This window comes from Pseudomonas sp. BB438, assembly GCF_057180225.1.
In genome coordinates this window covers 3622705-3642818 of record NZ_CM170001.1, presented here as the reverse complement: position 1 = coordinate 3642818, position 20114 = coordinate 3622705, and the positions used below count along the sequence as shown (strand labels likewise).

The window sequence follows — 20114 nt, the reverse complement described above, 5'->3', positions numbered from 1 at the left end:
GCTGTCGGTCAACGAAAAGGGCGCACATCATACACGAATGGCGCGAACCGGTCGCCCTTGCGGCGACCGGAAGGGCGTGCTTCAGCCGCGCAGCAGAGGGCGCAACTCGTCGAGCATCTTCCGCCGGCCGAACAGCATCTGCCAGCGGTTGCCGCCGAGCTGTCGCCACAGGCGCGCGGAGCGAATGCCGGCCAGCAGGAGGGCGCGGATGCGCGCGGCGTTGGCGTTGATCTGCAGGTGGCGCATGTCTCCGTGCACCTGGATACGCTGGCGGAAGGTGCTCAGGGTGTCCTGGTAGAGGCCGGCACAGGAGGCGATGACGTTCTCGTGGACCAGCCCGAAGTGCTGGACCTGCTGCTGGATCTGGTCGAGGCGAGTGCCCATGATGTCGAGCATGTCGGGACGCTTGTTCAACTGGCGTTCCAGGCCGATCAGCGCCAGGGCGTAGCGCAGCGGTTCGCGCTGCAGGCTGTTGGGGTCGCGCTCGAGGGCGCTGACCAGGGCGCGGAAGCCCTCGCGCAGGTTGGCGGTGTCGCCACCGTAGACGTCCAGGGTGGTTTTCGGGTCGCGCACCAGCAGGCTGCCGAGCATGCAGCCCAGCGGCGCCTCGGGGATCTGCCCGGTGCGGGCGAGGCGGTCTACCAGGGCGGCGGCTTCGAAGACGCCGGAAAGGGCGATGATCTGGTCGTGCAGATCGCTCATGTACGGTCCTTAGCGAACGCGGGTTCAGCGGATTCGATGACGCCACCGCCGAGGCAGATCTCGCCGTCATAGAAGACGACGGACTGGCCCGGAGTCACGGCGCGCTGCGGCTCGTCGAAGACGGCGCGGTAGCCGTTCGCGGTGCGCTCCAGTACGCAGTCCTGGTCGGCCTGGCGGTAGCGCACCTTGGCGCGCAGGGCCTTGGGCTGGTCCAGGTCGATGGGGTTGACCCAATAGATGTGCGATGCGTGCAGGGCGCGGGAGAACAGCCATGGGTGGTCGTTGCCCTGGCCAACGACCAGGACGTTGCGAGCCAGATCCTTCTCCAGTACGTACCAGGGGCTGTCGTCGGCATTCTTCAGGCCGCCGATGCCCAGGCCCTGGCGCTGGCCGATGGTGTGGTACATCAGGCCGACGTGCTTGCCGATGACGGTGCCATCGGTGGTTTCGATGTCGCCCGGCTGGGCCGGCAGGTACTGCTTGAGGAAGTCGCTGAAACGACGCTCGCCGATGAAGCAGATGCCGGTGGAGTCCTTCTTCTTCGCGGTGGCCAGGCCGTATTTCTCGGCGATGGCGCGGACTTCGGGCTTTTCCAGTTCGCCGACCGGGAACAGGGTCTTGCCGATCTGCTCGCCGCCCACGGCGTGGAGGAAGTAGCTCTGGTCCTTGTTCGGGTCCAGACCCTTGAGTAGCTCGCTGCGGCCGTCGATGTCGCGGCGGCGCACATAGTGGCCGGTGGCGATCAGGTCTGCGCCCAGGGCGAGGGCGTAGTCGAGGAAGGCTTTGAACTTGATCTCGCGGTTGCAGAGGATATCCGGATTCGGCGTGCGGCCGGCCTTGTACTCCTCGAGGAAGTGCTCGAAGACGTTGTCCCAGTATTCCGCGGCGAAGTTGGCGGTGTGCAGTTTGATACCGATTCGGTCGCAGACCGCCTGGGCGTCGGCCAGGTCGGTCATGGCGGTGCAATATTCGGTGCCGTCGTCCTCTTCCCAGTTCTTCATGAACAGGCCTTCCACCTGGTAACCCTGCTCCTTGAGGAGGAGGGCGGAGACGGAGGAGTCCACGCCGCCGGACATGCCGACGATGACGCGGGTGTTCTGCGGGGCTTTCAGGGAGTCAGACATGGTGGCGCATCACGGGTGCAGGTAAAGGCGGGGATTCTACCAGAGCCGAGCGGCAGAGGCTCAGTCTCGGATCAGCGCCAGCGGGAAGCGTTCGCCTTCCAGGTAGTCGTCGATACAGCGCAGGACCAGGTGGCTGCGCCAGCGCCCAGGCTGTGCGGCGAGTTCTTCGCGGGTCATCCAGCGGGCGCCGAGGATGCCGTCGTCCAGTGCGCGCTCGGGGTGGTGGCGCACAGGGCGGGCTGCAAAGCAGACGCGCTGGTAGGTCACGCCGTTGCTCGGCGCGGTGTACAGGTAGATGCCGGTGACGGCGCTCAGCTCCACGTCCCAGCCGGTCTCCTCGAGGGTTTCGCGCACGGCGGCCTCGAGTAGTGTTTCGTTGGCTTCCAGGTGGCCGGCGGGCTGGTTGAAGACCTGTTTTTTGTCAGCGGACATTTCTTCCACGAGCAGGAAGCGGCCCTGGTCTTCGACGATAGTGGCGACGGTGACGTGTGCTAGCCAGCGCATGGGTATGGATTCCCCTTCGGAGGATTGAAAAGTCGCGAGTTTAACGTTGCCGGGCATGGAAAGCAGAACCCCCGGGAAGGCCCGGGGGTTCTGGTGTCACACGAAACGGTTTACGCCAGTGCGTCGATCGCGGCGTTGAAGGTCGCGCTCGGGCGCATGACCTGGCTGGTCAGCTCCGGGTTGGAACGGTAGTAGCCGCCGATATCCGCCGGCTTGCCCTGCACGCCGTTCAGTTCCGCGACGATGGCCGCTTCCTTCTCGGTCAGTGTCTTGGCCAGGGAGGCAAAGTGAGCCTTCAGTTCGGCATCGTCGTTCTGCTCGGCCAGGGCCTGGGCCCAGTACATGGCCAGGTAGAAGTGGCTGCCGCGGTTGTCGATCTCACCGATCTTGCGCGACGGCGACTTGTTGTTGTCGAGCAGCTTGCCGGTGGCGATGTCCAGGGTCTTGCCCAGTACCTTGGCCTTGGCGTTGTCGGTCTTGATGCCTTCTTCTTCGAAGGAGACGGCCAGGGCCAGGAACTCGCCCAGGGAATCCCAGCGCAGGTAGTTCTCTTCCACCAGTTGCTGTACGTGTTTCGGAGCCGAGCCGCCGGCGCCGGTTTCGTACATGCCGCCGCCCGCCATGAGCGGAACGATGGACAGCATCTTGGCCGAGGTGCCCAGCTCCATGATCGGGAACAGGTCGGTCAGGTAGTCGCGCAGGACGTTGCCGGTCACCGAGATAGTGTCCAGGCCGCGCATCTGGCGCTCCATGCTGGTGCGGATGGCTTCGTTGTAGCCTTTGATGCTGATGTCCAGGCCGGTCAGGTCGTGGTCCTTCAGGTACAGCTCGACCTTCTTGCGCAGCTCGTTGTCGTGGGCGCGTTCCGGGTCCAGCCAGAAGATGGCCGGGGTGTTCGAGGCGCGGGCGCGTGTGACGGCCAGCTTGACCCAATCGCGGATCGGGGCGTCCTTGGTCTGGCAGGCGCGCCAGATGTCGCCGGCCTGCACTTCGTGCTGCATCAGGACCTTGCCGTCGGCATCGACGACGCGCATCACGCCGTCAGCTTCCAGTTCGAAGGTCTTGTCGTGGGAGCCGTACTCCTCGGCCTTCTGCGCCATCAGGCCGACGTTCGGTACGCTGCCCATGGTGGTCGGGTCGAACGCGCCGTTGGTTTTGCAGAAGTTGATCATTTCCTGGTAGATGCGGGCGTAGGTGCTTTCCGGCATTACCGCTTTGGTGTCTTTCTGCTTGCCGTCCTTGCCCCACATCTGACCCGAGTTGCGGATCATGGCCGGCATGGAGGCGTCGACGATCACGTCGCTGGGGATGTGCAGGTTGGTGATGCCTTTGACCGAGTCGACCATCGCCATTTCCGGGCGGTGGCTGTACACCTCGTGGATGTCATGCAGGATTTCTTCCTGCTGCGAGGCCGGCAGCGACTTGATCTTGTCATAGACGCTGGAGATGCCGTTGTTCGGGTTCACGCCCAGCTCTTCGAACAGCTGGCCGTATTTCTCGAACACGTCCTTGTAGTAGACGGTGACGGCATGGCCGAAGACGATCGGGTGGGAGATCTTCATCATGGTGGCCTTGACGTGCAGGGACCACATGACGCCGGTTTCCTTGCAGTCCTGCAGGGTTTTCTCGAAGAAGGCGCGCAGTTTGCTGCAGCTCATGAACATGCTGTCGAGGACTTCGCCGTCCTGCATCTTCAGGGTCTTCTTGGTCTCGACCTTGCCGTCCTTGCCGACGAATTCGATGCGGACTTCACCGGCCTTCGGAATGGTGACCGACTGTTCGCTGGAGAAGAAGTCGCCGCCACGCATGTAGTCGGCGTGGGAGCGCGAGGCCATGCTCCACTTGCCCATGCTGTGCGGGTGCTTGCGGGCGTAGGCTTTCACGGCGGCCGGAGCGCGGCGGTCGGAGTTGCCTTCACGCAGGACCGGGTTCACGGCGCTGCCCAGTACCTTGGCGTAGCGGGCGCGGGTGTCTTTTTCTTCGTCGGTCTGCGGGTCTTCCGGGAAGTCCGGAACGGCGTAGCCCAGCTTCTGCAGTTCGGCGATGGCGCCCTTGAGCTGGGGTACCGAGGCCGAGATGTTCGGCAGCTTGATAATGTTGGCTTTGGGGTCGGTGGCCAGTTGGGCCAGGTAGGCCAGATCGTCTTCGATCGCCTTGTCGCCGAGCTTGTCAGCGAAGGAGGCCAGGATACGGCCCGAAAGAGAGATGTCGCGGGTCTCGACGTCGATGCCGGCGGAAGCGGCAAAGGCTTTTACGATGGGAAGAAGCGAATAGGTGGCAAGGGCGGGTGCTTCGTCGGTGAAGGTGTAGGTGATCTTCGAGCGGATGGACATCTCGTTCTAACTCTCTTCTTTGCTGGGCGCGCACAGAGTCTCGAATCGCGTTGGTACACGCTTGCGTTCAACGAAGTGGTTGACCGACCTTCGAGATTTGCCGCGGGGATATTGGGGCGCCAGTAGAGCGTTGTACGGCGGGATCCTGGTGGGGACGTGCGCCGCTGCGAGGAGAGAGTCTGGTCCCAGACTGCTCGGACCTCGATGACCATTAAGTCATGCCGGCCAGTATACCACCCTAAAGGCAGGGTGAAGCGCGTCCCTTTTTTAGACTAAGGAATGATGTGGTTCGATTACCGACTTGTGAGCTACCCTCAGTGGCTGCAAGAGGGTTTCAACCAAAAAGCGGAGTTCAGCATGGGATACCAAAAGATCCAGGTGCCGGCCGGTGACAAAATCACCGTCAACGCCGACATGTCCTTGAATGTACCGAAGAACCCGATCATTCCCTTCATCGAAGGCGATGGCATCGGTGTCGATATCAGTCCGGTCATGATCAAGGTCGTCGACGCTGCCGTCGAGAAAGCCTACAAGGGCGACCGCAAGATCGCATGGATGGAAGTCTACGCCGGCGAAAAGGCCACGCAGGTCTATGACCAGGACACCTGGCTGCCCCAGGAGACCCTGGATGCCGTTCGCGATTACGTCGTCTCCATCAAGGGCCCGCTGACCACGCCGGTGGGGGGAGGCATCCGTTCCCTGAACGTGGCATTGCGCCAGCAGCTCGACCTTTATGTCTGTCTGCGCCCGGTGCGCTGGTTCGAAGGCGTACCGAGCCCGGTGAAGAAGCCCGGCGACGTGGATATGGTGATTTTCCGCGAGAACTCCGAAGACATCTATGCCGGCGTCGAGTGGAAGGCCGGCTCTCCCGAAGCGCAGAAGATCATCAAGTTCCTCACCGAGGAAATGGGTGTCAAGAAGATCCGCTTCACCAACGACTGCGGCATCGGCATCAAGCCGGTTTCCCAGGAAGGCACCAAGCGCTTGGTGCGCAAGGCCCTGCAGTACGCCGTGGACAATGACCGCAGCTCGGTCACCATCGTCCACAAGGGCAATATCATGAAGTTCACGGAGGGTGCGTTCAAGGACTGGGGCTATGAAGTGGCCCGCGACGAGTTCGGCGCCCAGTTGCTCGACGGCGGTCCGTGGATGCAGTTCAAGAACCCCACTACTGGCAGGAATATCGTGGTGAAGGATGTGATCGCCGACGCCATGCTGCAGCAGATCCTGCTGCGTCCCGCCGAATACGACGTCATTGCCACCCTCAACCTGAACGGTGACTACCTCTCTGATGCCCTGGCGGCGGAAGTGGGCGGCATTGGCATCGCGCCGGGGGCCAACCTGTCCGATTCGGTGGCCATGTTCGAGGCGACCCATGGTACTGCTCCCAAGTATGCAGGACTGGACAAGGTCAATCCGGGCTCGGTGATCCTCTCTGCCGAGATGATGCTGCGCCACATGGGCTGGCCGGAAGCTGCCGACCTGATCATCGATGGCGTGAACGGCGCGATCGCCGCCAAGACCGTGACCTACGATTTTGAGCGACTGATGGATGGCGCCAAGCTGCTGTCGTGCTCCGAGTTCGGCGACGCGATCATCGCCAAGATGTAACTGGGTGATTCTTCGTCCATGAAAAAGGCCGGCTAAATGCCGGCCTTTTTCGTTTCGTCTGATCCTTGACGAATCAGGCTTCCGCCGTGAGGTTCTCTACCTCGCTGCTCGGAGCAGTCTGCGCGGATGGGGTGGATGCATTGGCGTTGACGGGCTGGATGTTCACCGCGTGCAACCCCTTCGGACCTTGCAGGATCTCGAAACTGACGGGTTGGCCGGCCTTGAGTGTCTTGTAGCCATCCATCTGGATTGCCGAGTAATGAGCAAACAGGTCCTCATCTCGGCCATCAGCCAGGATGAAACCGTAGCCCTTGGCGTTGTTGAACCACTTGACCTTACCGCTAAGCATGCTGATATCCCTCTGCAAAGGACTCCATCGCTGGAGTATCATCCACTACTATTCCGCTATGCCTTTTTTCTAAAGACTGGCGTCCGGAACTCCTGATACCCTCCGGGGGTATCCTTTGGTTGTAACACCCTTTTGCCGTTAGTCAAGGCGGCGTCGTCTGGGCCTGAGAGGCGATTCAAACTCCGGTCGGCCCACTCATTCACCCACTCGCAAAGCTTTTATTCCAGCATGCATGCAAGTAGCCAGATTCGACTAACATTCAATCAGGACCGCCCGGATCCATCGGAAGACGACGGCGCGGGGCTGGCGGTTGAAGAAGCCAAGCCTGCCCTGAAGGCGCCGTCCATGTATCGGGTCATCATGTTCAATGATGATTACACCCCGATGGATTTCGTGGTTGAGGTGCTCGAGCTGTACTTCAACATGAACCGCGAGCAGGCGACGAAGGTCATGTTGACTGTGCATACCCAGGGCAAGGCGCACTGCGGGACCTTTACCCGCGATGTTGCGGAAACCAAAGCCATGCAGGTCAATCAATATGCGAGGGAGAGCCAGCATCCACTGTTGTGCGAAATTGAGATAGAAGGTTGATGCGGATGTTTGGGAGCGAGGTGAAGTCATGTTGAATCGAGAGCTCGAAGTCACCCTCAATCTCGCCTTCAAGGAGGCGCGGGCGAAGCGGCATGAGTTCATGACCGTTGAGCACTTGCTGTTGGCGCTTCTTGATAATGAGGCTGCCGCGACGGTTCTGAAGGCGTGCGGTGCGAATCTGGACAAGCTGCGGCGAGACCTGCAGGAGTTCATCGATTCCACTACACCGCTGATCCCCCAGCACGATGAGGATCGTGAGACCCAGCCGACCCTGGGCTTCCAGCGTGTCCTGCAGCGGGCCGTATTCCACGTGCAGAGTTCCGGCAAGCGCGAAGTCACCGGCGCCAACGTGCTGGTCGCCATCTTCAGCGAACAGGAAAGCCAGGCGGTGTTCCTGCTCAAGCAGCAGAGCGTTGCGCGGATCGACGTGGTCAACTACATCGCCCATGGTATCTCCAAGGTGCCGGGCCATGCCGAGCATCAGGACAGCGAGCAGGAGATGCAGGACGAGGAGGGTGGCGAGTCGTCCACTTCCAGCCACCCGCTGGATGCCTATGCCAGCAACCTGAATGACCTCGCGCGCCAGGGGCGCATCGACCCGCTGGTCGGGCGCGAGTCGGAAGTCGAGCGCGTTGCGCAGATCCTGGCCCGTCGCCGCAAGAACAACCCTCTGCTGGTGGGTGAGGCGGGCGTTGGCAAGACTGCCATCGCCGAAGGTCTGGCCAAGCGCATCGTTGATGGCCAGGTGCCTGACCTGCTGTCCGACAGTGTCGTCTACTCCCTGGACCTGGGTGCGCTGCTGGCGGGCACCAAGTATCGAGGCGACTTCGAGAAGCGCTTCAAGGCGCTGCTCAACGAGCTGCGCAAGCGCCCGCATGCGGTGCTGTTCATCGACGAGATCCACACCATCATCGGCGCCGGTGCGGCGTCGGGTGGGGTAATGGATGCGTCCAACCTGCTGAAACCGCTGCTGTCGTCCGGTGAGATACGCTGCATCGGGTCGACCACGTTCCAGGAATTCCGTGGCATCTTCGAGAAGGATCGCGCGCTGGCTCGTCGCTTCCAGAAAGTCGATGTCACCGAGCCGTCCGTCGAGGATACCTTCGGCATCCTGAAGGGCCTGAAACCTCGCTTCGAGCAGCATCACCACATCGAGTACAGCGATGAAGCGCTGCGTGCCGCCGCCGAGCTGGCCGCCCGTTACATCAACGACCGGCACATGCCGGACAAGGCCATCGACGTGATCGACGAGGCGGGCGCCTACCAGCGCCTGCAGCCGGAAGAGAAGCGTGTGAAGCGTATCGAAGTGCCGCAGGTTGAGGATATCGTCGCGAAGATCGCGCGGATTCCGCCCAAGCACGTTTCAAGCTCTGACAAGGAGCTTCTGCGCAACCTTGAGCGCGACCTGAAGCTGACCGTGTTCGGTCAGGCCGCGGCCATCGAGTCGCTGTCCACTGCCATCAAGCTGTCACGCGCCGGTCTCAAGTCCCCGGACAAGCCCGTCGGCTCCTTCCTGTTCTCCGGCCCGACCGGGGTGGGCAAGACCGAGGTGGCTCGCCAGTTGGCCAAGGCGCTAGGTGTGGAGCTGGTGCGCTTCGACATGTCCGAGTACATGGAGCGGCATACCGTGTCCCGTCTGATCGGCGCCCCTCCGGGCTACGTCGGTTTCGACCAGGGTGGCCTGCTGACCGAGGCCATCACCAAGACGCCGCACTGCGTGCTGCTGCTGGATGAGATCGAGAAGGCGCATCCGGAAGTCTTCAACCTGCTGCTGCAGGTGATGGACCACGGCACCCTCACCGACAACAACGGACGCAAGGCGGACTTCCGCAACGTCATCCTGATCATGACCACCAACGCTGGCGCGGAAACCGCGGCGCGGGCCTCCATTGGCTTCACGCAGCAGGACCACTCCACCGATGCCATGGAAGTGATCAAGAAGAGCTTCACGCCGGAGTTCCGCAACCGTCTGGACACCATCATCCAGTTTGGTCGCCTGAGTCACGAGACCATCAAGAGCATCGTCGACAAGTTCCTCACAGAACTGCAGGCGCAGCTCGAGGACAAGCACGTACAGATCGAGGTCAGCGATGCGGCACGCGGCTGGCTGGCGGACAAGGGCTACGATCCGCAGATGGGGGCTCGTCCGATGGCGCGGCTGATCCAGGACAAGATCAAGCGGCCCCTGGCCGAGGAGATCCTGTTCGGCGAGCTGGCCGAGCACGGCGGTGTGGCCCACGTCGATCTGAAGGATGGCGAGCTGGCCTTCGAATTCGAAGTGATCGCCGCGGAACCGGCCTGACGCTGCTCATACCTGAGTGCAAACGAAAACGCCCGGCAATGCCGGGCGTTTTTCTGTGTGCCGGACTTTGCCGGCACCTACCGTCTGTCAACGAGCGCGGTAGGTGATGCGACCCTTGGACAGGTCGTAGGGCGTCAGTTCAACGCGAACTTTGTCGCCGGTCAGGATGCGGATGTAGTTCTTGCGCATCTTCCCGGAGATGTGCGCGGTAACGACGTGCCCGTTCTCCAACTCCACGCGGAACATGGTGTTGGGCAGGGTGTCGACGACAGTGCCTTCCATTTCGAAGCTGTCTTCTTTCGACATGCAGTAGAACCCTCGGTATCTATGGTTGCCTGAAGTTTCAGGGCATTAAAAAAGGCACACATTGTGCCTGAAATCGCCCCACAACGCCAATGGGTGTTTTCGCCTCAGTTCAGTGCCACCCAGCGCTGGTTCACGAAAAGCTCGATCGGACGGTACTGGGTCTTGTAGTTCATCTTTCGGCAATTCTTGATCCAGTAGCCCAGATAGACCGCGTGCAGGTTCAGGCGCTCGGTTTCGGCGACCTGCCAGAGGATGGCGAATCGCCCGAGACTGCGACGCTCCTCGTCCGGATCGTAGAAGGTATAGACAGCGGAGAGGCCGTTGGGCAGGACGTCGGTCACGGCGACTGCTAGCAGTCGGCCGTGGAGGCGGAATTCGAAGAAGCAGCTGAATGGCAGGTCGCGCACCAGGAAGGTGGCGAACTGATCGCGGCTGGGTGGGTACATGTCTCCATCGGCGTGGCGCTGCTCGATGTAGCGCATATAGAGCGCGTAGTACTCCTCGGTGAAAGCGGGGCGCTTGCGGATGACTTCCAGGTCGGCGTTGCGCTTGATGATGCGCTTCTGCTGGCGGTTCGGCTGGAAGCCGGCGGCCGGAATGCGTGCCGGGATGCACGCCGTGCAGTGCTGGCAGTGTGGCCGGTAGAGGTGCTCGCCGCTGCGCCGGAATCCAATCTCTGAGAGCGAGGCGTACAATTGCGCGTCCATGGGCTGGCTGGGGTCGAGGAACAGGGTGGTGGCCTGCTCCTCGGGCAGATAGCTGCATGGATGCGGTTGTGTGGCGTAAAACTTCAGGCGGGCGAGCTCGGTCATCTTCAACCCCTGCGAGGTCCCTCAGGCAAGTTTAAGACAGGCTGAGCGGGTCCGCCTGCGAAGTCCAGTCCTGTAGCGGTGTTTCGTCGAGATGACGGCGCAGGTAGCTGGCGAATTCGCGGCGAGAAATGGCTCGAGCGCCGAAGCTGTGCAGGTGCTGGGTCGGCATCTGGCAGTCGATCAGCACGAAGCCGGCAGTCTTGAGGCGTTGCACGAGGGCGACGAAGGCGACCTTGGAGGCATTGTCCGCGCGGCTGAACATGGACTCGCCGAAGAACAGGCGACCGATGGCCAATCCGTAAAGTCCGCCGACCAGCTCCTTGCCATGCCAGGCTTCCGCCGAATGGGCGATGCCCAGGCGGTGCAGCTGGCAATAGGCGTCCTGCATCGGCGTGGTGATCCAGGTGCCGTCGGCATAATCGCGCGGGCCTGCGCAGCCATGGATGACCTGTTCGAAGGCCTGGTCGATGGTGACCTGATACTGCTTCTGGCGAATGAACTTGGTAAGGCTGCGGGAGACATGCAGCTCTTCAGGGAACAGCACGGTGCGCGGGTCGGGCGACCACCAGAGGATTGGCTGGCCATCCTGGTACCAGGGGAAGCAGCCGTGGCGGTAAGCCTGGATCAGTCGCTGCGGGTTGAGGTCTCCGCCGGCTGCCAGCAAGCCGTTGGGCTCATGCAGGGCCTTGTCGAGGGGGGGGAAGTCGAAATTGCTGCGAGAAAGCCACTTGAGCATAGGGAAGAGGGGAGGGTGAGCCTCCCCTTGCGCCGATCAGTTGTCGTCGAGGTACTTTTCGGCGTCCAGGGCAGCCATGCAGCCGGCGCCGGCCGAAGTAATCGCCTGGCGGTAGACGTGGTCGGCCACGTCGCCGGCCGCGAAGACACCGTCGATGCTGGTCAGGGTTGCATTGCCTTCGGCGCCGCCCTTGATCTTCAGGTAGCCGTCATGCATTTCCAGCTGGCCCTTGAACAGGTCGGTGTTGGGCTTGTGGCCAATGGCGATGAATACGCCGGCGAGGTCCAGCTGACGAGTTTCGCCGCTGTCGACATCCTTCAGGCGAACGCCGATCACGCCCATGTTGTCGCCCAGCACTTCGTCCAGGGTTGTGTTCCAGTGCAGGCGCACGTTGCCGTTCCTGGCCTTCTCGAACAGCTTGTCCTGCAGGATCTTCTCCGAGCGCAGCTTGTCGCGGCGGTGGATCAGGTGGACTTCCTTGGCGATGTTGGACAGGTACAGCGCCTCTTCCACGGCGGTGTTGCCGCCGCCGACCACGCAGACGACCTGGTTGCGGTAGAAGAAGCCATCGCAGGTGGCGCAGGCGGAAACGCCCTTGCCCATGAAGGCTTCTTCCGACGACATGCCCAGGTACTGGGCCGAGGCACCGGTGGCGATGATCAGTGCGTCGCAGGTATAGGTGCCGCTGTCTCCCTTGAGGGTGAAGGGTTTCTGCTGCAACTCGGCGGTGTGGATGTGGTCGTAGACGATCTCGGTATCGAAACGCTTGGCGTGCTGCTCCATGCGCTGCATCAGGGCGGGGCCGGTCAGGCCCTCGACGTCGCCGGGCCAGTTGTCGACCTCGGTGGTGGTGGTCAGCTGGCCGCCGGGCTGGATGCCGGTGATGACAACAGGCTTGAGGTTGGCGCGCGCGGCGTACACGGCCGCGGTGTAGCCCGCGGGGCCGGAGCCCAGGATGATCAGGCGCGAATGCTTGACTTCACTCATAAAAAGACTCCATAAGCCTTTGTCACGTAAGAGAATGCATGCTCCAATTGAGCAGCCGCAAAGCGGTGTTGGGCTATGCTACACCGAACCCCGGAAAGCCGGCAAAAGCGCAGTCGGACACGCCCGGGTTCGCTGGCATCGGCCGGCCAAAGCCGTACAATAGGCCCGTTTCGCGGTCCAACGACTCTCGGACGCGCGTATAGCGCAGGAATAGAAGCGTTTTGAAGGACACCACAGCAAGCCATGCCGCCGCCTGGCGCCAGCAACTGCACTACCGCCTGAAGGAAGGGGCTCTGATCGCGCTTGGCGCGCTCTGCCTTTACCTGTGGATGGCGCTGCTCACCTACGATTCCTCCGATCCGGGCTGGAGCCACTCCAGTCACGTCGAGCAGGTGCAGAATGCGGCCGGCCGCCTGGGCGCGCTGAGCGCCGACATCCTGTTCATGGTGCTGGGCTATTTCGCCTACCTGTTCCCGCTGCTGCTGGCGGTGAAGACCTATCAGGTCTTCCGCAAGCGGCACATGCCCTGGGAGTGGAGCGGTTGGCTGTTCTCCTGGCGCCTGATCGGCCTGGTGTTCCTGGTCCTGTCCGGCTCCGCGCTGGCGTACATCCATTTCCACACCAGCGGTGCCCATATGCCGGCTACGGCTGGCGGCGCCCTGGGTGAGAGCCTGGGTCAGCTGGGTATCAACGCCTTGAACGTGCAGGGCAGCACGCTGCTGTTCCTGGCGCTGTTCCTGTTCGGCATGACGGTCTTCGCCGACCTCTCCTGGTTCAAGGTGATGGACGTTACCGGCAAGATCACCCTGGATCTCTTCGAGCTGATTCACAACGCCACCAACCGTTGGTGGAGCGCTCGCAGTGAGCACAAGCAGCTCGTCGCCCAGTTGCGTGAAGTCGACGAGCGCGTGGCTGAAGTCGCTGCGCCCATCGTTGCTGACCGTCGCGAGCAGGCCAAGGTCAAGGAGCGTCTGATCGAGCGTGAGGAAGCGCTGGTCAAGAGCGTGCAGGAGCGCGAGAAGCGCGTGGCGCCGAAGATCGACGTCCCGCCGCCGCCCGCCAAGCCGGCCGAGCCGAGCAAGCGCGTGCTGAAAGAGAAGCAGGCGCCGCTATTCGTCGATACCGCTGTGGAAGGCACGCTGCCACCGCTGTCGATCCTCGACCCGGCCTCGGAGAAGAAGCAGAGCTACTCCCCCGAGTCTCTGGAGGCCATGTCGCGCCTGCTGGAGATCAAGCTCAAGGAGTTCGGCGTCGAAGTTATCGTCGAGTCCGTGCATCCGGGCCCGGTGATCACCCGTTTCGAGATTCAGCCGGCCGCCGGCGTAAAAGTCAGCCGCATCTCCAACCTGGCCAAGGACCTGGCGCGCTCGCTGGCGGTGATCAGCGTGCGGGTGGTGGAAGTCATCCCGGGCAAGACCACCGTCGGCATCGAGATTCCCAACGAGGACCGGCAGATGGTGCGCTTCTCCGAAGTGCTGATGACGCCGGAATACGATGAGCACAAGTCCACCGTTCCACTGGCTCTCGGTCACGACATTGGCGGCAATCCGATCATTACCGACCTGGCAAAGATGCCGCACCTGCTGGTCGCCGGCACCACCGGTTCCGGTAAGTCGGTAGGCGTGAACGCCATGTTGCTGTCGATCCTGTTCAAGTCCACGCCCGAAGAGGCGCGGTTGATCATGATCGACCCGAAGATGCTGGAACTGTCGATCTACGAAGGCATTCCGCACCTGCTCTGCCCCGTGGTCACCGACATGAAGGAGGCCGCCAACGCGCTGCGCTGGAGCGTCGCTGAGATGGAGCGGCGCTACAAGCTGATGGCGGCCATGGGCGTGCGTAACCTCGCCGGCTTCAACCGCAAGGTGAAGGACGCCGAGGAGGCCGGCACGCCGCTGACCGACCCGCTGTACCGCCGCGAGAGCATGGAAGACGAAGCGCCGCTGCTGCAGACCCTGCCGACCATCGTGGTGGTGGTCGACGAATTCGCCGACATGATGATGATCGTCGGCAAGAAGGTCGAAGAGCTGATCGCCCGTATCGCCCAGAAGGCGCGTGCGGCAGGCATTCACCTGATCCTGGCGACCCAGCGTCCGTCGGTCGACGTGATCACCGGCCTGATCAAGGCGAACATCCCGACTCGTATCGCGTTCCAGGTATCCAGCAAGATCGACTCGCGCACCATCCTCGACCAGGGTGGCGCCGAGCAATTGCTGGGCCACGGTGACATGCTCTACCTGCCGCCGGGTACCGGCCTGCCGATCCGCGTCCATGGCGCCTTCGTCTCCGATGACGAAGTGCACCGCGTCGTCGAGGCGTGGAAGCTGCGTGGCGCGCCGAACTACATCGAGGACATCCTTGCCGGCGCCGAAGAGGGCGGTGGCGGCTCGTTCGAAGGCGGCGGCGGTGGCGAAGGCAGCGAGGGTAGTGAGGATGATCCGCTCTACGACGAAGCCGTGCGCTTCGTGACCGAAAGCCGCCGGGCTTCGATCTCCGCCGTGCAGCGCAAGCTGAAGATCGGTTACAACCGCGCCGCGCGGATGATCGAGGCGATGGAGATGGCCGGTGTGGTCACCCCGATGAATACCAATGGCTCGCGCGAAGTGATCGCGCCGGCCCCGATCCGTGATTGATTCGACTTCGAGGAATTCGATGCGTCTGATCCGCCTGTTGTTCGTTGCTGCACTGGCTGTAGCCGGTGTCCAGGTTCATGCCGACGAAGCCGCTGCGCAGCGCTTGAGCGGGATGCTCACCAAAGCCCAGACCATGACCGCGCGCTTCTCCCAGTTGACCCTGGATGGCAGCGGCACCCGTCTGCAGGAAACCGCTGGCACCCTGGGCCTCAAGCGCCCCGGCCTGTTCCGCTGGCACACCGACGCGCCGAACGAGCAGTTGCTGATTTCCAACGGCGAGAAGATCTGGCTGTACGACCCGGACCTGGAGCAGGTGACCATCCAGAAGCTCGACCAGCGCCTGACCCAGACGCCGGCGCTGCTGCTCTCCGGCGACGTGTCGAAGATCGGCCAGAGCTTCGACATTACTGCCAAGGACGGTGGCAACGTGGTCGACTTCACCCTCAAGCCGAAGTCCAGGGACACCCTGTTCGACAGCCTGCGGATTTCCTTCCGTAGTGGTGTGGTGAATGACATGCAGCTGATCGACAGCGTCGGCCAGCGCACCAACATCCTGTTCTTCGACGTGAAGATGAACGAGGCGATGGATCCCAAGCAGTTCGTCTTCGAAGTGCCCAAGGGCGTCGACGTCATCCAGGAATGATCGGCGCTCCGCGTCAGCTTTAAGTCATAGGTAAGACCTTGGATCTGTTCCGCTCCGCCCCCGTTTCCCAGCCCCTGGCCGCGCGCCTGCGCGCGACCAGCCTGGACGAGTACGTCGGCCAGGAGCACCTGCTCGCCCGCGGCAAGCCGCTGCGTGAGGCGCTGGAGCAGGGCGCGCTGCACTCGATGATCTTCTGGGGGCCACCCGGGGTCGGCAAGACGACCCTGGCGAAGCTGCTGGCCCAGGTCACCGACGCGCACTTCGAGACCATTTCGGCGGTGCTCTCGGGCGTCAAGGAAATTCGCCAGTCGGTGGAAGTGGCCAAGCAGCACGCCGCGCAGTACGGTCGCCGCACGATTCTCTTCGTCGACGAAGTGCATCGCTTCAACAAGAGTCAGCAGGATGCCTTCCTGCCCTATGTGGAAGACGGCACGCTGATCTTCATCGGCGCGACCACCGAGAACCCGTCCTTCGAGCTGAACAACGCGCTGCTCTCCCGCGCCCGCGTCTACGTGCTGAAAAGCCTGGACGAAGCGGCCCTGCGGCGGCTGGTCGAGCGTGCGCTGAGCGAAGAAAAGGGCCTCGGCAAGCGCAACCTGAGCCTGCCTGACGACAGCTTCGCCATCCTCATGGCTGCGGCCGACGGTGATGGCCGGCGCCTGCTCAACCTGCTGGAGAACGCCTCCGACCTCGCCGAGGATAACGGCGAGATCAGTGCCGAGCTGCTGCAGAACCTGCTGGGCGATTCGCGCCGGCGCTTCGACAAGGGCGGCGAGGCCTTCTACGACCAGATCAGCGCGCTGCACAAGTCGGTGCGAGGTTCCAGTCCCGATGGTGCGCTGTACTGGTATTCGCGCATGCTCGACGGCGGTTGCGATCCGCTGTACATCGCCCGCCGCGTGGTGCGCATGGCCAGCGAGGATATCGGTAATGCCGATCCGCGTGCCCTGACCCTCTGCCTGCACGCCTGGGATGTGCAGGAGCGCCTTGGCAGTCCCGAAGGTGAGTTGGCGATTGCGCAGGCTATCGTGTACCTGGCCTGCGCACCGAAGAGCAATGCCGTCTACAACGCCTACAACACGGCGCGTCGTGACGTGGCGGAGAGCGGTTCGCTGGAAGTGCCGCTGCATCTGCGCAACGCACCGACCAAGCTGATGAAGAACCTGGGCTATGGCGACGAGTACCGCTATGCCCATGATGAGCCGGATGCCTATGCGGCCGGAGAAGATTACTTCCCCGAGTCCATGGAACCGCGCCAGTATTACCAACCCGTGCCGCGCGGGCTCGAACTGAAGATCGGCGAAAAGCTGCGCCATCTGGCCAGCCTCGACAAGGCCAGTTCCCGCCGTCGCAGAAAATCCTGAAGTGGTGCCCGCGAGCGCCGCCTGACACTAGACACGAGAAGACACCATGCTCGATTCCAAACTGGTTCGTACCCAGCCGCAGGAAGTGGCCGAACGCCTGGCCACCCGTGGCTTCATCCTGGACGTGGCGCGCATCGAAGCGCTGGAGAGCCAGCGTAAATCCGTGCAGACCCGCACCGAGACCCTGCAGGCCGAGCGCAACTCGCGTTCCAAGGCCATCGGCCAGGCCATGAAGAACGGTGAAGACGTCGCGCCGCTGAAGGCCGAGGTCAACCGCATGGCCGAGGAGCTGGAGTCCGGCAAGCGCGAGCTGGACGCCATTCAGGTCGAGCTGGACAGCCTGCTGCTGAATATCCCGAACCTGCCCCACGAGTCCGTACCGGTCGGTGCGGACGAAGATGGCAACGTCGAAGTCCGCCGCTGGGGCACCCCGCGCACCTTCGACTTCGAGATCAAGGACCACGTCGCTCTGGGCGAGCAGCACGGCTGGCTGGATTTCGAAACCGCCGCCCGCCTGTCCGGCGCCCGTTTCGCCCTGATGCGCGGCCCAATCGCCCGCCTGCACCGCGCCCTGGCGCAGTTCATGATCGATCTGCATACCCGCGAGCACGGCTACGAAGAGGCCTACACCCCGTATCTGGTGCAGGCTCCGGCGCTCCAGGGCACCGGCCAGTTGCCGAAGTTCGAGGAAGACCTGTTCAAGATCCAGCGAGAAGACGAAGCGGATCTGTACCTGATCCCGACCGCCGAAGTCTCGCTGACCAACATCGTTGCCGGCCAGATCCTCGATGCGAAGGAGCTGCCGCTGAAGTTCGTCGCCCACACGCCCTGCTTCCGCAGCGAGGCCGGCGCGTCGGGTCGTGATACCCGCGGCATGATCCGCCAGCACCAGTTCGACAAGGTCGAGATGGTGCAGATCGTTGAGCCGTCGAAGTCCTGGGAAGCCCTGGAAAGCCTGGTCGGCAACGCCGAGAAGGTCCTCCAGGCTCTGGAGTTGCCGTACCGCGCTCTGGCCCTGTGCACCGGCGACATGGGCTTTGGCGCCGCCAAGACCTATGACCTGGAAGTCTGGGTGCCGAGCCAGGACAAATACCGCGAGATTTCCTCCTGCTCCAACTGCGGCGACTTCCAGGCCCGCCGTATGCAGGCGCGCTACCGCAACCCGGAAACCGGCAAGCCGGAGCTGGTCCACACCCTCAACGGTTCGGGCCTGGCGGTAGGCCGCACCCTGGTCGCCGTGCTGGAAAACTACCAGCAGGCCGACGGTTCGATCCGCGTACCGGAAGTGCTCAAGCCGTACATGGCGGGCATCGAGGTCATCGGCTGAGATGGACTTCCTGCCGCTGTTCCACATCCTGCGCGGACGTCGCGCGCTATTGGTCGGCGGCGGTGATGTCGCACTGCGCAAGGCGCGCCTGCTGAGCGACGCCGGCGCGCTGTTGCGTGTCGTGGCTCCGGAAGTGCATTCCGAGCTGCGCGAGCTGGTCGAGGAGGGCGCGGGCGAGTTGCTCCTGCGTCCTTACGCTCAGGGCGATCTTCAGGACTGCGTGCTGGTCATCGCCGCCACGGACGACGAACCGCTCAATGCGCAGGTTTCCCGCGATGCCAATAAGCGCGGCGTGCCGGTCAACGTGGTCGATGCACCGGCCCTGTGCAGTGTGATCTTCCCGGCGATCGTCGATCGTTCGCCGCTGGTGGTGGCTGTTTCCAGCGGTGGTGATGCGCCGGTGCTCGCGCGTTTACTGCGAGCCAAGCTGGAAACCTGGATTCCGGCGACCTACGGTCAACTCGCCGGCCTCGCCAGCCGCTTCCGCGAACGTGTGAAGCAGCGTCTACCGGACCTGCAGCAGCGCCGGAAATTCTGGGAAGACGTCTTCCAGGGGCCGGTCGCCGAGCGCATGCTCGCCGGCCAGCCGAGCGAGGCCGAGCGCCTGCTGGCGGACAAGCTGGAATCGCCGCAGGCGGAGTCTCGCGGCGAGGTCTATCTGGTCGGCGCCGGGCCAGGCGATCCCGACTTGCTGACTTTCCGCGCCCTGCGCCTGATGCAGCAAGCCGACGTGGTGCTCTACGACCGTCTCGTTGCGCCGGCCATTCTCGAGCTGTGCCGCCGTGACGCGGACCGTCTCTACGTCGGCAAGCGCCGCGCGGACCACGCCGTGCCGCAGGACGAGATCAATCGCAAGCTGGTCGAACTGGCCCAGCAGGGCAAGCGCGTGCTGCGCCTGAAGGGCGGCGATCCGTTCATCTTCGGTCGTGGGGGCGAGGAAATCGACGAGCTGGCGGCCAACGGCATCCCGTTCCAGGTCGTGCCGGGGATTACTGCGGCCAGCGGCTGCGCAGCCTACGCCGGCATTCCGCTGACTCACCGTGACTATGCGCAGTCCGTGCGTTTCGTGACAGGCCACCTGAAGGACGGCAGCACCGACCTGCCGTGGAACGACCTGGTCGCTCCTGGGCAGACGCTGGTGTTCTACATGGGGTTGGTCGGACTGCCGGTCATCTGCGAGCAACTGGTGCGTCATGGCCGTTCTGCCGACACGCCGGCGGCGCTCGTCCAGCAAGGCACCACGGTGCATCAGCGGGTGTTCACCGGCACGCTGGCGAACCTGCCGGCGCTGGTGGCCGAACACGAAGTGCATGCGCCAACCCTGGTGATTGTCGGGGAAGTGGTGCAGCTGCGCGAAAAGCTCGCCTGGTTCGAGGGGCGGCAGTGAAAGCCCTGCGCGTTGCGATCCTGGGTGCGCTATGCGCCTTGGGTTGCTCCGCATTGCCGGCCTCCGCGGCCAGCTTTGATTGCAAGCAGGCCAGCCAGGCTGACGAGAAGGCCATCTGCGCGGATCGTCAGCTCTCGGAGATGGACGTGCAGGTAGCGACGACCTATCGGCTACTGCGCGGCCTGTTCGCCATGGGGGTGCGTGGCAATCTGGGCGACTCTCAGCTCGCCTGGCTCGAACAACGCCGTGCCTGCGGTGCCCAAAAGGCCTGCCTCAAGCAACGCTACCAGGAGTGTCTGGATGCGCTGCAGAAGGTCTACGACGGCATCGACAAACCCATCTGACCCGGCAGTCCTGCAGGGCGGCCGTTCTCCGCGAATCGCGGGCATGGCTCGCTCCTGCA

Annotated in this window: 18 protein-coding genes; 9 read left to right on the top strand and 9 right to left on the bottom strand. The window is 63.1% G+C overall.

What is annotated here, in order from left to right; genetic code table 11:
• Positions 1–81: 81 nt before the first annotated feature.
• The 4 genes from hflD to AC1ZV1_RS16680 all read right to left on the bottom strand — a co-directional run bounded on the left by hflD (position 82) and on the right by AC1ZV1_RS16680 (position 4663).
• Complete coding sequence (gene hflD, locus AC1ZV1_RS16695; protein WP_484292685.1) at positions 82–702, bottom strand: high frequency lysogenization protein HflD; 621 nt, start codon at positions 700–702, stop codon at positions 82–84.
• Entirely contained in the window at positions 699–1826 is a 1128-nt protein-coding gene (gene mnmA / locus AC1ZV1_RS16690) for a tRNA 2-thiouridine(34) synthase MnmA (protein WP_484292684.1), read from the bottom strand. The genes hflD and mnmA overlap by 4 nt, the downstream gene beginning before the upstream one ends.
• 60 nt (positions 1827–1886) lie before the next feature.
• Positions 1887–2330 (bottom strand): NUDIX hydrolase, encoded by a 444-nt coding sequence (locus AC1ZV1_RS16685; RefSeq protein WP_484292683.1) that lies wholly within the window; start codon positions 2328–2330, stop codon positions 1887–1889.
• Positions 2331–2440: 110 nt separating this feature from the next.
• On the bottom strand, positions 2441–4663 hold the full coding sequence (locus AC1ZV1_RS16680) for an NADP-dependent isocitrate dehydrogenase (RefSeq protein ID WP_484292682.1): 2223 nt from the start codon (positions 4661–4663) through the stop codon (positions 2441–2443).
• 357 nt (positions 4664–5020) lie between these two features.
• On the opposite strand from AC1ZV1_RS16680, the gene icd reads away from it, so the two are divergent.
• Entirely contained in the window at positions 5021–6274 is a 1254-nt protein-coding gene (gene icd / locus AC1ZV1_RS16675) for an NADP-dependent isocitrate dehydrogenase (protein WP_484292681.1), read from the top strand.
• Positions 6275–6347: 73 nt separating this feature from the next.
• Here the strand turns inward: icd and cspD are convergent, their stop codons facing one another.
• Positions 6348–6623, bottom strand: coding sequence for a cold shock domain-containing protein CspD (gene cspD / locus AC1ZV1_RS16670; protein WP_045214920.1), 276 nt, complete (start codon positions 6621–6623; stop codon positions 6348–6350).
• Positions 6624–6851: 228 nt separating this feature from the next.
• Here cspD and clpS point away from each other — a divergent pair, with 228 nt between their 5' ends.
• Both clpS and clpA read left to right on the top strand, forming a co-directional pair.
• Positions 6852–7214, top strand: coding sequence for an ATP-dependent Clp protease adapter ClpS (gene clpS / locus AC1ZV1_RS16665; protein ID WP_484292680.1), 363 nt, complete (start codon positions 6852–6854; stop codon positions 7212–7214).
• Between the two features lie 28 nt (positions 7215–7242).
• Positions 7243–9516 (top strand): ATP-dependent Clp protease ATP-binding subunit ClpA, encoded by a 2274-nt coding sequence (clpA, locus tag AC1ZV1_RS16660; protein WP_484292679.1) that lies wholly within the window; start codon positions 7243–7245, stop codon positions 9514–9516.
• An 87-nt stretch (positions 9517–9603) separates the two neighbouring features.
• Here the strand turns inward: clpA and infA are convergent, their stop codons facing one another.
• From infA to trxB, 4 genes are all read right to left on the bottom strand, one after another.
• Positions 9604–9822, bottom strand: coding sequence for a translation initiation factor IF-1 (gene infA / locus AC1ZV1_RS16655; RefSeq protein ID WP_002553999.1), 219 nt, complete (start codon positions 9820–9822; stop codon positions 9604–9606).
• A gap of 104 nt (positions 9823–9926) precedes the next feature.
• Positions 9927–10634 (bottom strand): arginyltransferase, encoded by a 708-nt coding sequence (locus AC1ZV1_RS16650; protein ID WP_484292678.1) that lies wholly within the window; start codon positions 10632–10634, stop codon positions 9927–9929.
• Positions 10635–10665: 31 nt separating this feature from the next.
• The gene (gene aat, locus AC1ZV1_RS16645) at positions 10666–11370 is read right to left on the bottom strand and encodes a leucyl/phenylalanyl-tRNA--protein transferase (protein ID WP_484292677.1); all 705 of its coding nucleotides are present in this window, start codon (positions 11368–11370) and stop codon (positions 10666–10668) included.
• Between the two features lie 36 nt (positions 11371–11406).
• Positions 11407–12357: a thioredoxin-disulfide reductase gene (trxB, locus tag AC1ZV1_RS16640; RefSeq protein ID WP_484292676.1), complete on the bottom strand. Its 951-nt coding sequence runs from the start codon at positions 12355–12357 to the stop codon at positions 11407–11409.
• A 221-nt stretch (positions 12358–12578) separates the two neighbouring features.
• On the opposite strand from trxB, the gene ftsK reads away from it, so the two are divergent.
• From ftsK to AC1ZV1_RS16610, 6 genes are read left to right on the top strand one after another with little or no spacing between them, the layout of a single operon-like run.
• Positions 12579–14990, top strand: coding sequence for a DNA translocase FtsK (ftsK, locus tag AC1ZV1_RS16635; RefSeq protein WP_484292675.1), 2412 nt, complete (start codon positions 12579–12581; stop codon positions 14988–14990).
• 19 nt (positions 14991–15009) lie between these two features.
• Positions 15010–15633: an outer membrane lipoprotein periplasmic chaperone LolA gene (gene lolA / locus AC1ZV1_RS16630; protein ID WP_484292674.1), complete on the top strand. Its 624-nt coding sequence runs from the start codon at positions 15010–15012 to the stop codon at positions 15631–15633.
• 38 nt (positions 15634–15671) lie between these two features.
• Complete coding sequence (locus AC1ZV1_RS16625) at positions 15672–16997, top strand: replication-associated recombination protein A (RefSeq protein ID WP_478379612.1); 1326 nt, start codon at positions 15672–15674, stop codon at positions 16995–16997.
• A gap of 46 nt (positions 16998–17043) precedes the next feature.
• On the top strand, positions 17044–18324 hold the full coding sequence (gene serS, locus AC1ZV1_RS16620) for a serine--tRNA ligase (RefSeq protein WP_484292673.1): 1281 nt from the start codon (positions 17044–17046) through the stop codon (positions 18322–18324).
• A 1-nt stretch (position 18325) separates the two neighbouring features.
• On the top strand, positions 18326–19711 hold the full coding sequence (gene cysG / locus AC1ZV1_RS16615) for a siroheme synthase CysG (protein WP_484292672.1): 1386 nt from the start codon (positions 18326–18328) through the stop codon (positions 19709–19711).
• Positions 19708–20055: a lysozyme inhibitor LprI family protein gene (locus AC1ZV1_RS16610; RefSeq protein ID WP_484292671.1), complete on the top strand. Its 348-nt coding sequence runs from the start codon at positions 19708–19710 to the stop codon at positions 20053–20055. Before cysG ends, AC1ZV1_RS16610 begins: the two co-directional genes overlap by 4 nt.
• The last annotated feature ends 59 nt before the right edge of the window (positions 20056–20114 follow it).

Bases quoted from the DNA above. Each gene is read 5' to 3' on its own strand.
- trxB (WP_484292676.1), bottom strand. From the start codon at position 12,357: ATGAGTGAAGTCAAGCATTCGCGCCTGATCATCCTGGGCTCCGGCCCC.
- mnmA (WP_484292684.1), bottom strand. From the start codon at position 1,826: ATGTCTGACTCCCTGAAAGCCCCGCAGAACACCCGCGTCATCGTCGGC.
- cspD (WP_045214920.1), bottom strand. From the start codon at position 6,623: ATGCTTAGCGGTAAGGTCAAGTGGTTCAACAACGCCAAGGGCTACGGT.
- aat (WP_484292677.1), bottom strand. From the start codon at position 11,370: ATGCTCAAGTGGCTTTCTCGCAGCAATTTCGACTTCCCCCCCCTCGAC.
- AC1ZV1_RS16685 (WP_484292683.1), bottom strand. From the start codon at position 2,330: ATGCGCTGGCTAGCACACGTCACCGTCGCCACTATCGTCGAAGACCAG.
- AC1ZV1_RS16650 (WP_484292678.1), bottom strand. From the start codon at position 10,634: ATGACCGAGCTCGCCCGCCTGAAGTTTTACGCCACACAACCGCATCCA.
- clpS (WP_484292680.1), top strand. From the start codon at position 6,852: ATGCATGCAAGTAGCCAGATTCGACTAACATTCAATCAGGACCGCCCG.
- hflD (WP_484292685.1), bottom strand. From the start codon at position 702: ATGAGCGATCTGCACGACCAGATCATCGCCCTTTCCGGCGTCTTCGAA.
- icd (WP_484292681.1), top strand. From the start codon at position 5,021: ATGGGATACCAAAAGATCCAGGTGCCGGCCGGTGACAAAATCACCGTC.
- clpA (WP_484292679.1), top strand. From the start codon at position 7,243: ATGTTGAATCGAGAGCTCGAAGTCACCCTCAATCTCGCCTTCAAGGAG.
- lolA (WP_484292674.1), top strand. From the start codon at position 15,010: ATGCGTCTGATCCGCCTGTTGTTCGTTGCTGCACTGGCTGTAGCCGGT.
- serS (WP_484292673.1), top strand. From the start codon at position 17,044: ATGCTCGATTCCAAACTGGTTCGTACCCAGCCGCAGGAAGTGGCCGAA.
- AC1ZV1_RS16680 (WP_484292682.1), bottom strand. From the start codon at position 4,663: ATGTCCATCCGCTCGAAGATCACCTACACCTTCACCGACGAAGCACCC.
- infA (WP_002553999.1), bottom strand. From the start codon at position 9,822: ATGTCGAAAGAAGACAGCTTCGAAATGGAAGGCACTGTCGTCGACACC.
- cysG (WP_484292672.1), top strand. From the start codon at position 18,326: ATGGACTTCCTGCCGCTGTTCCACATCCTGCGCGGACGTCGCGCGCTA.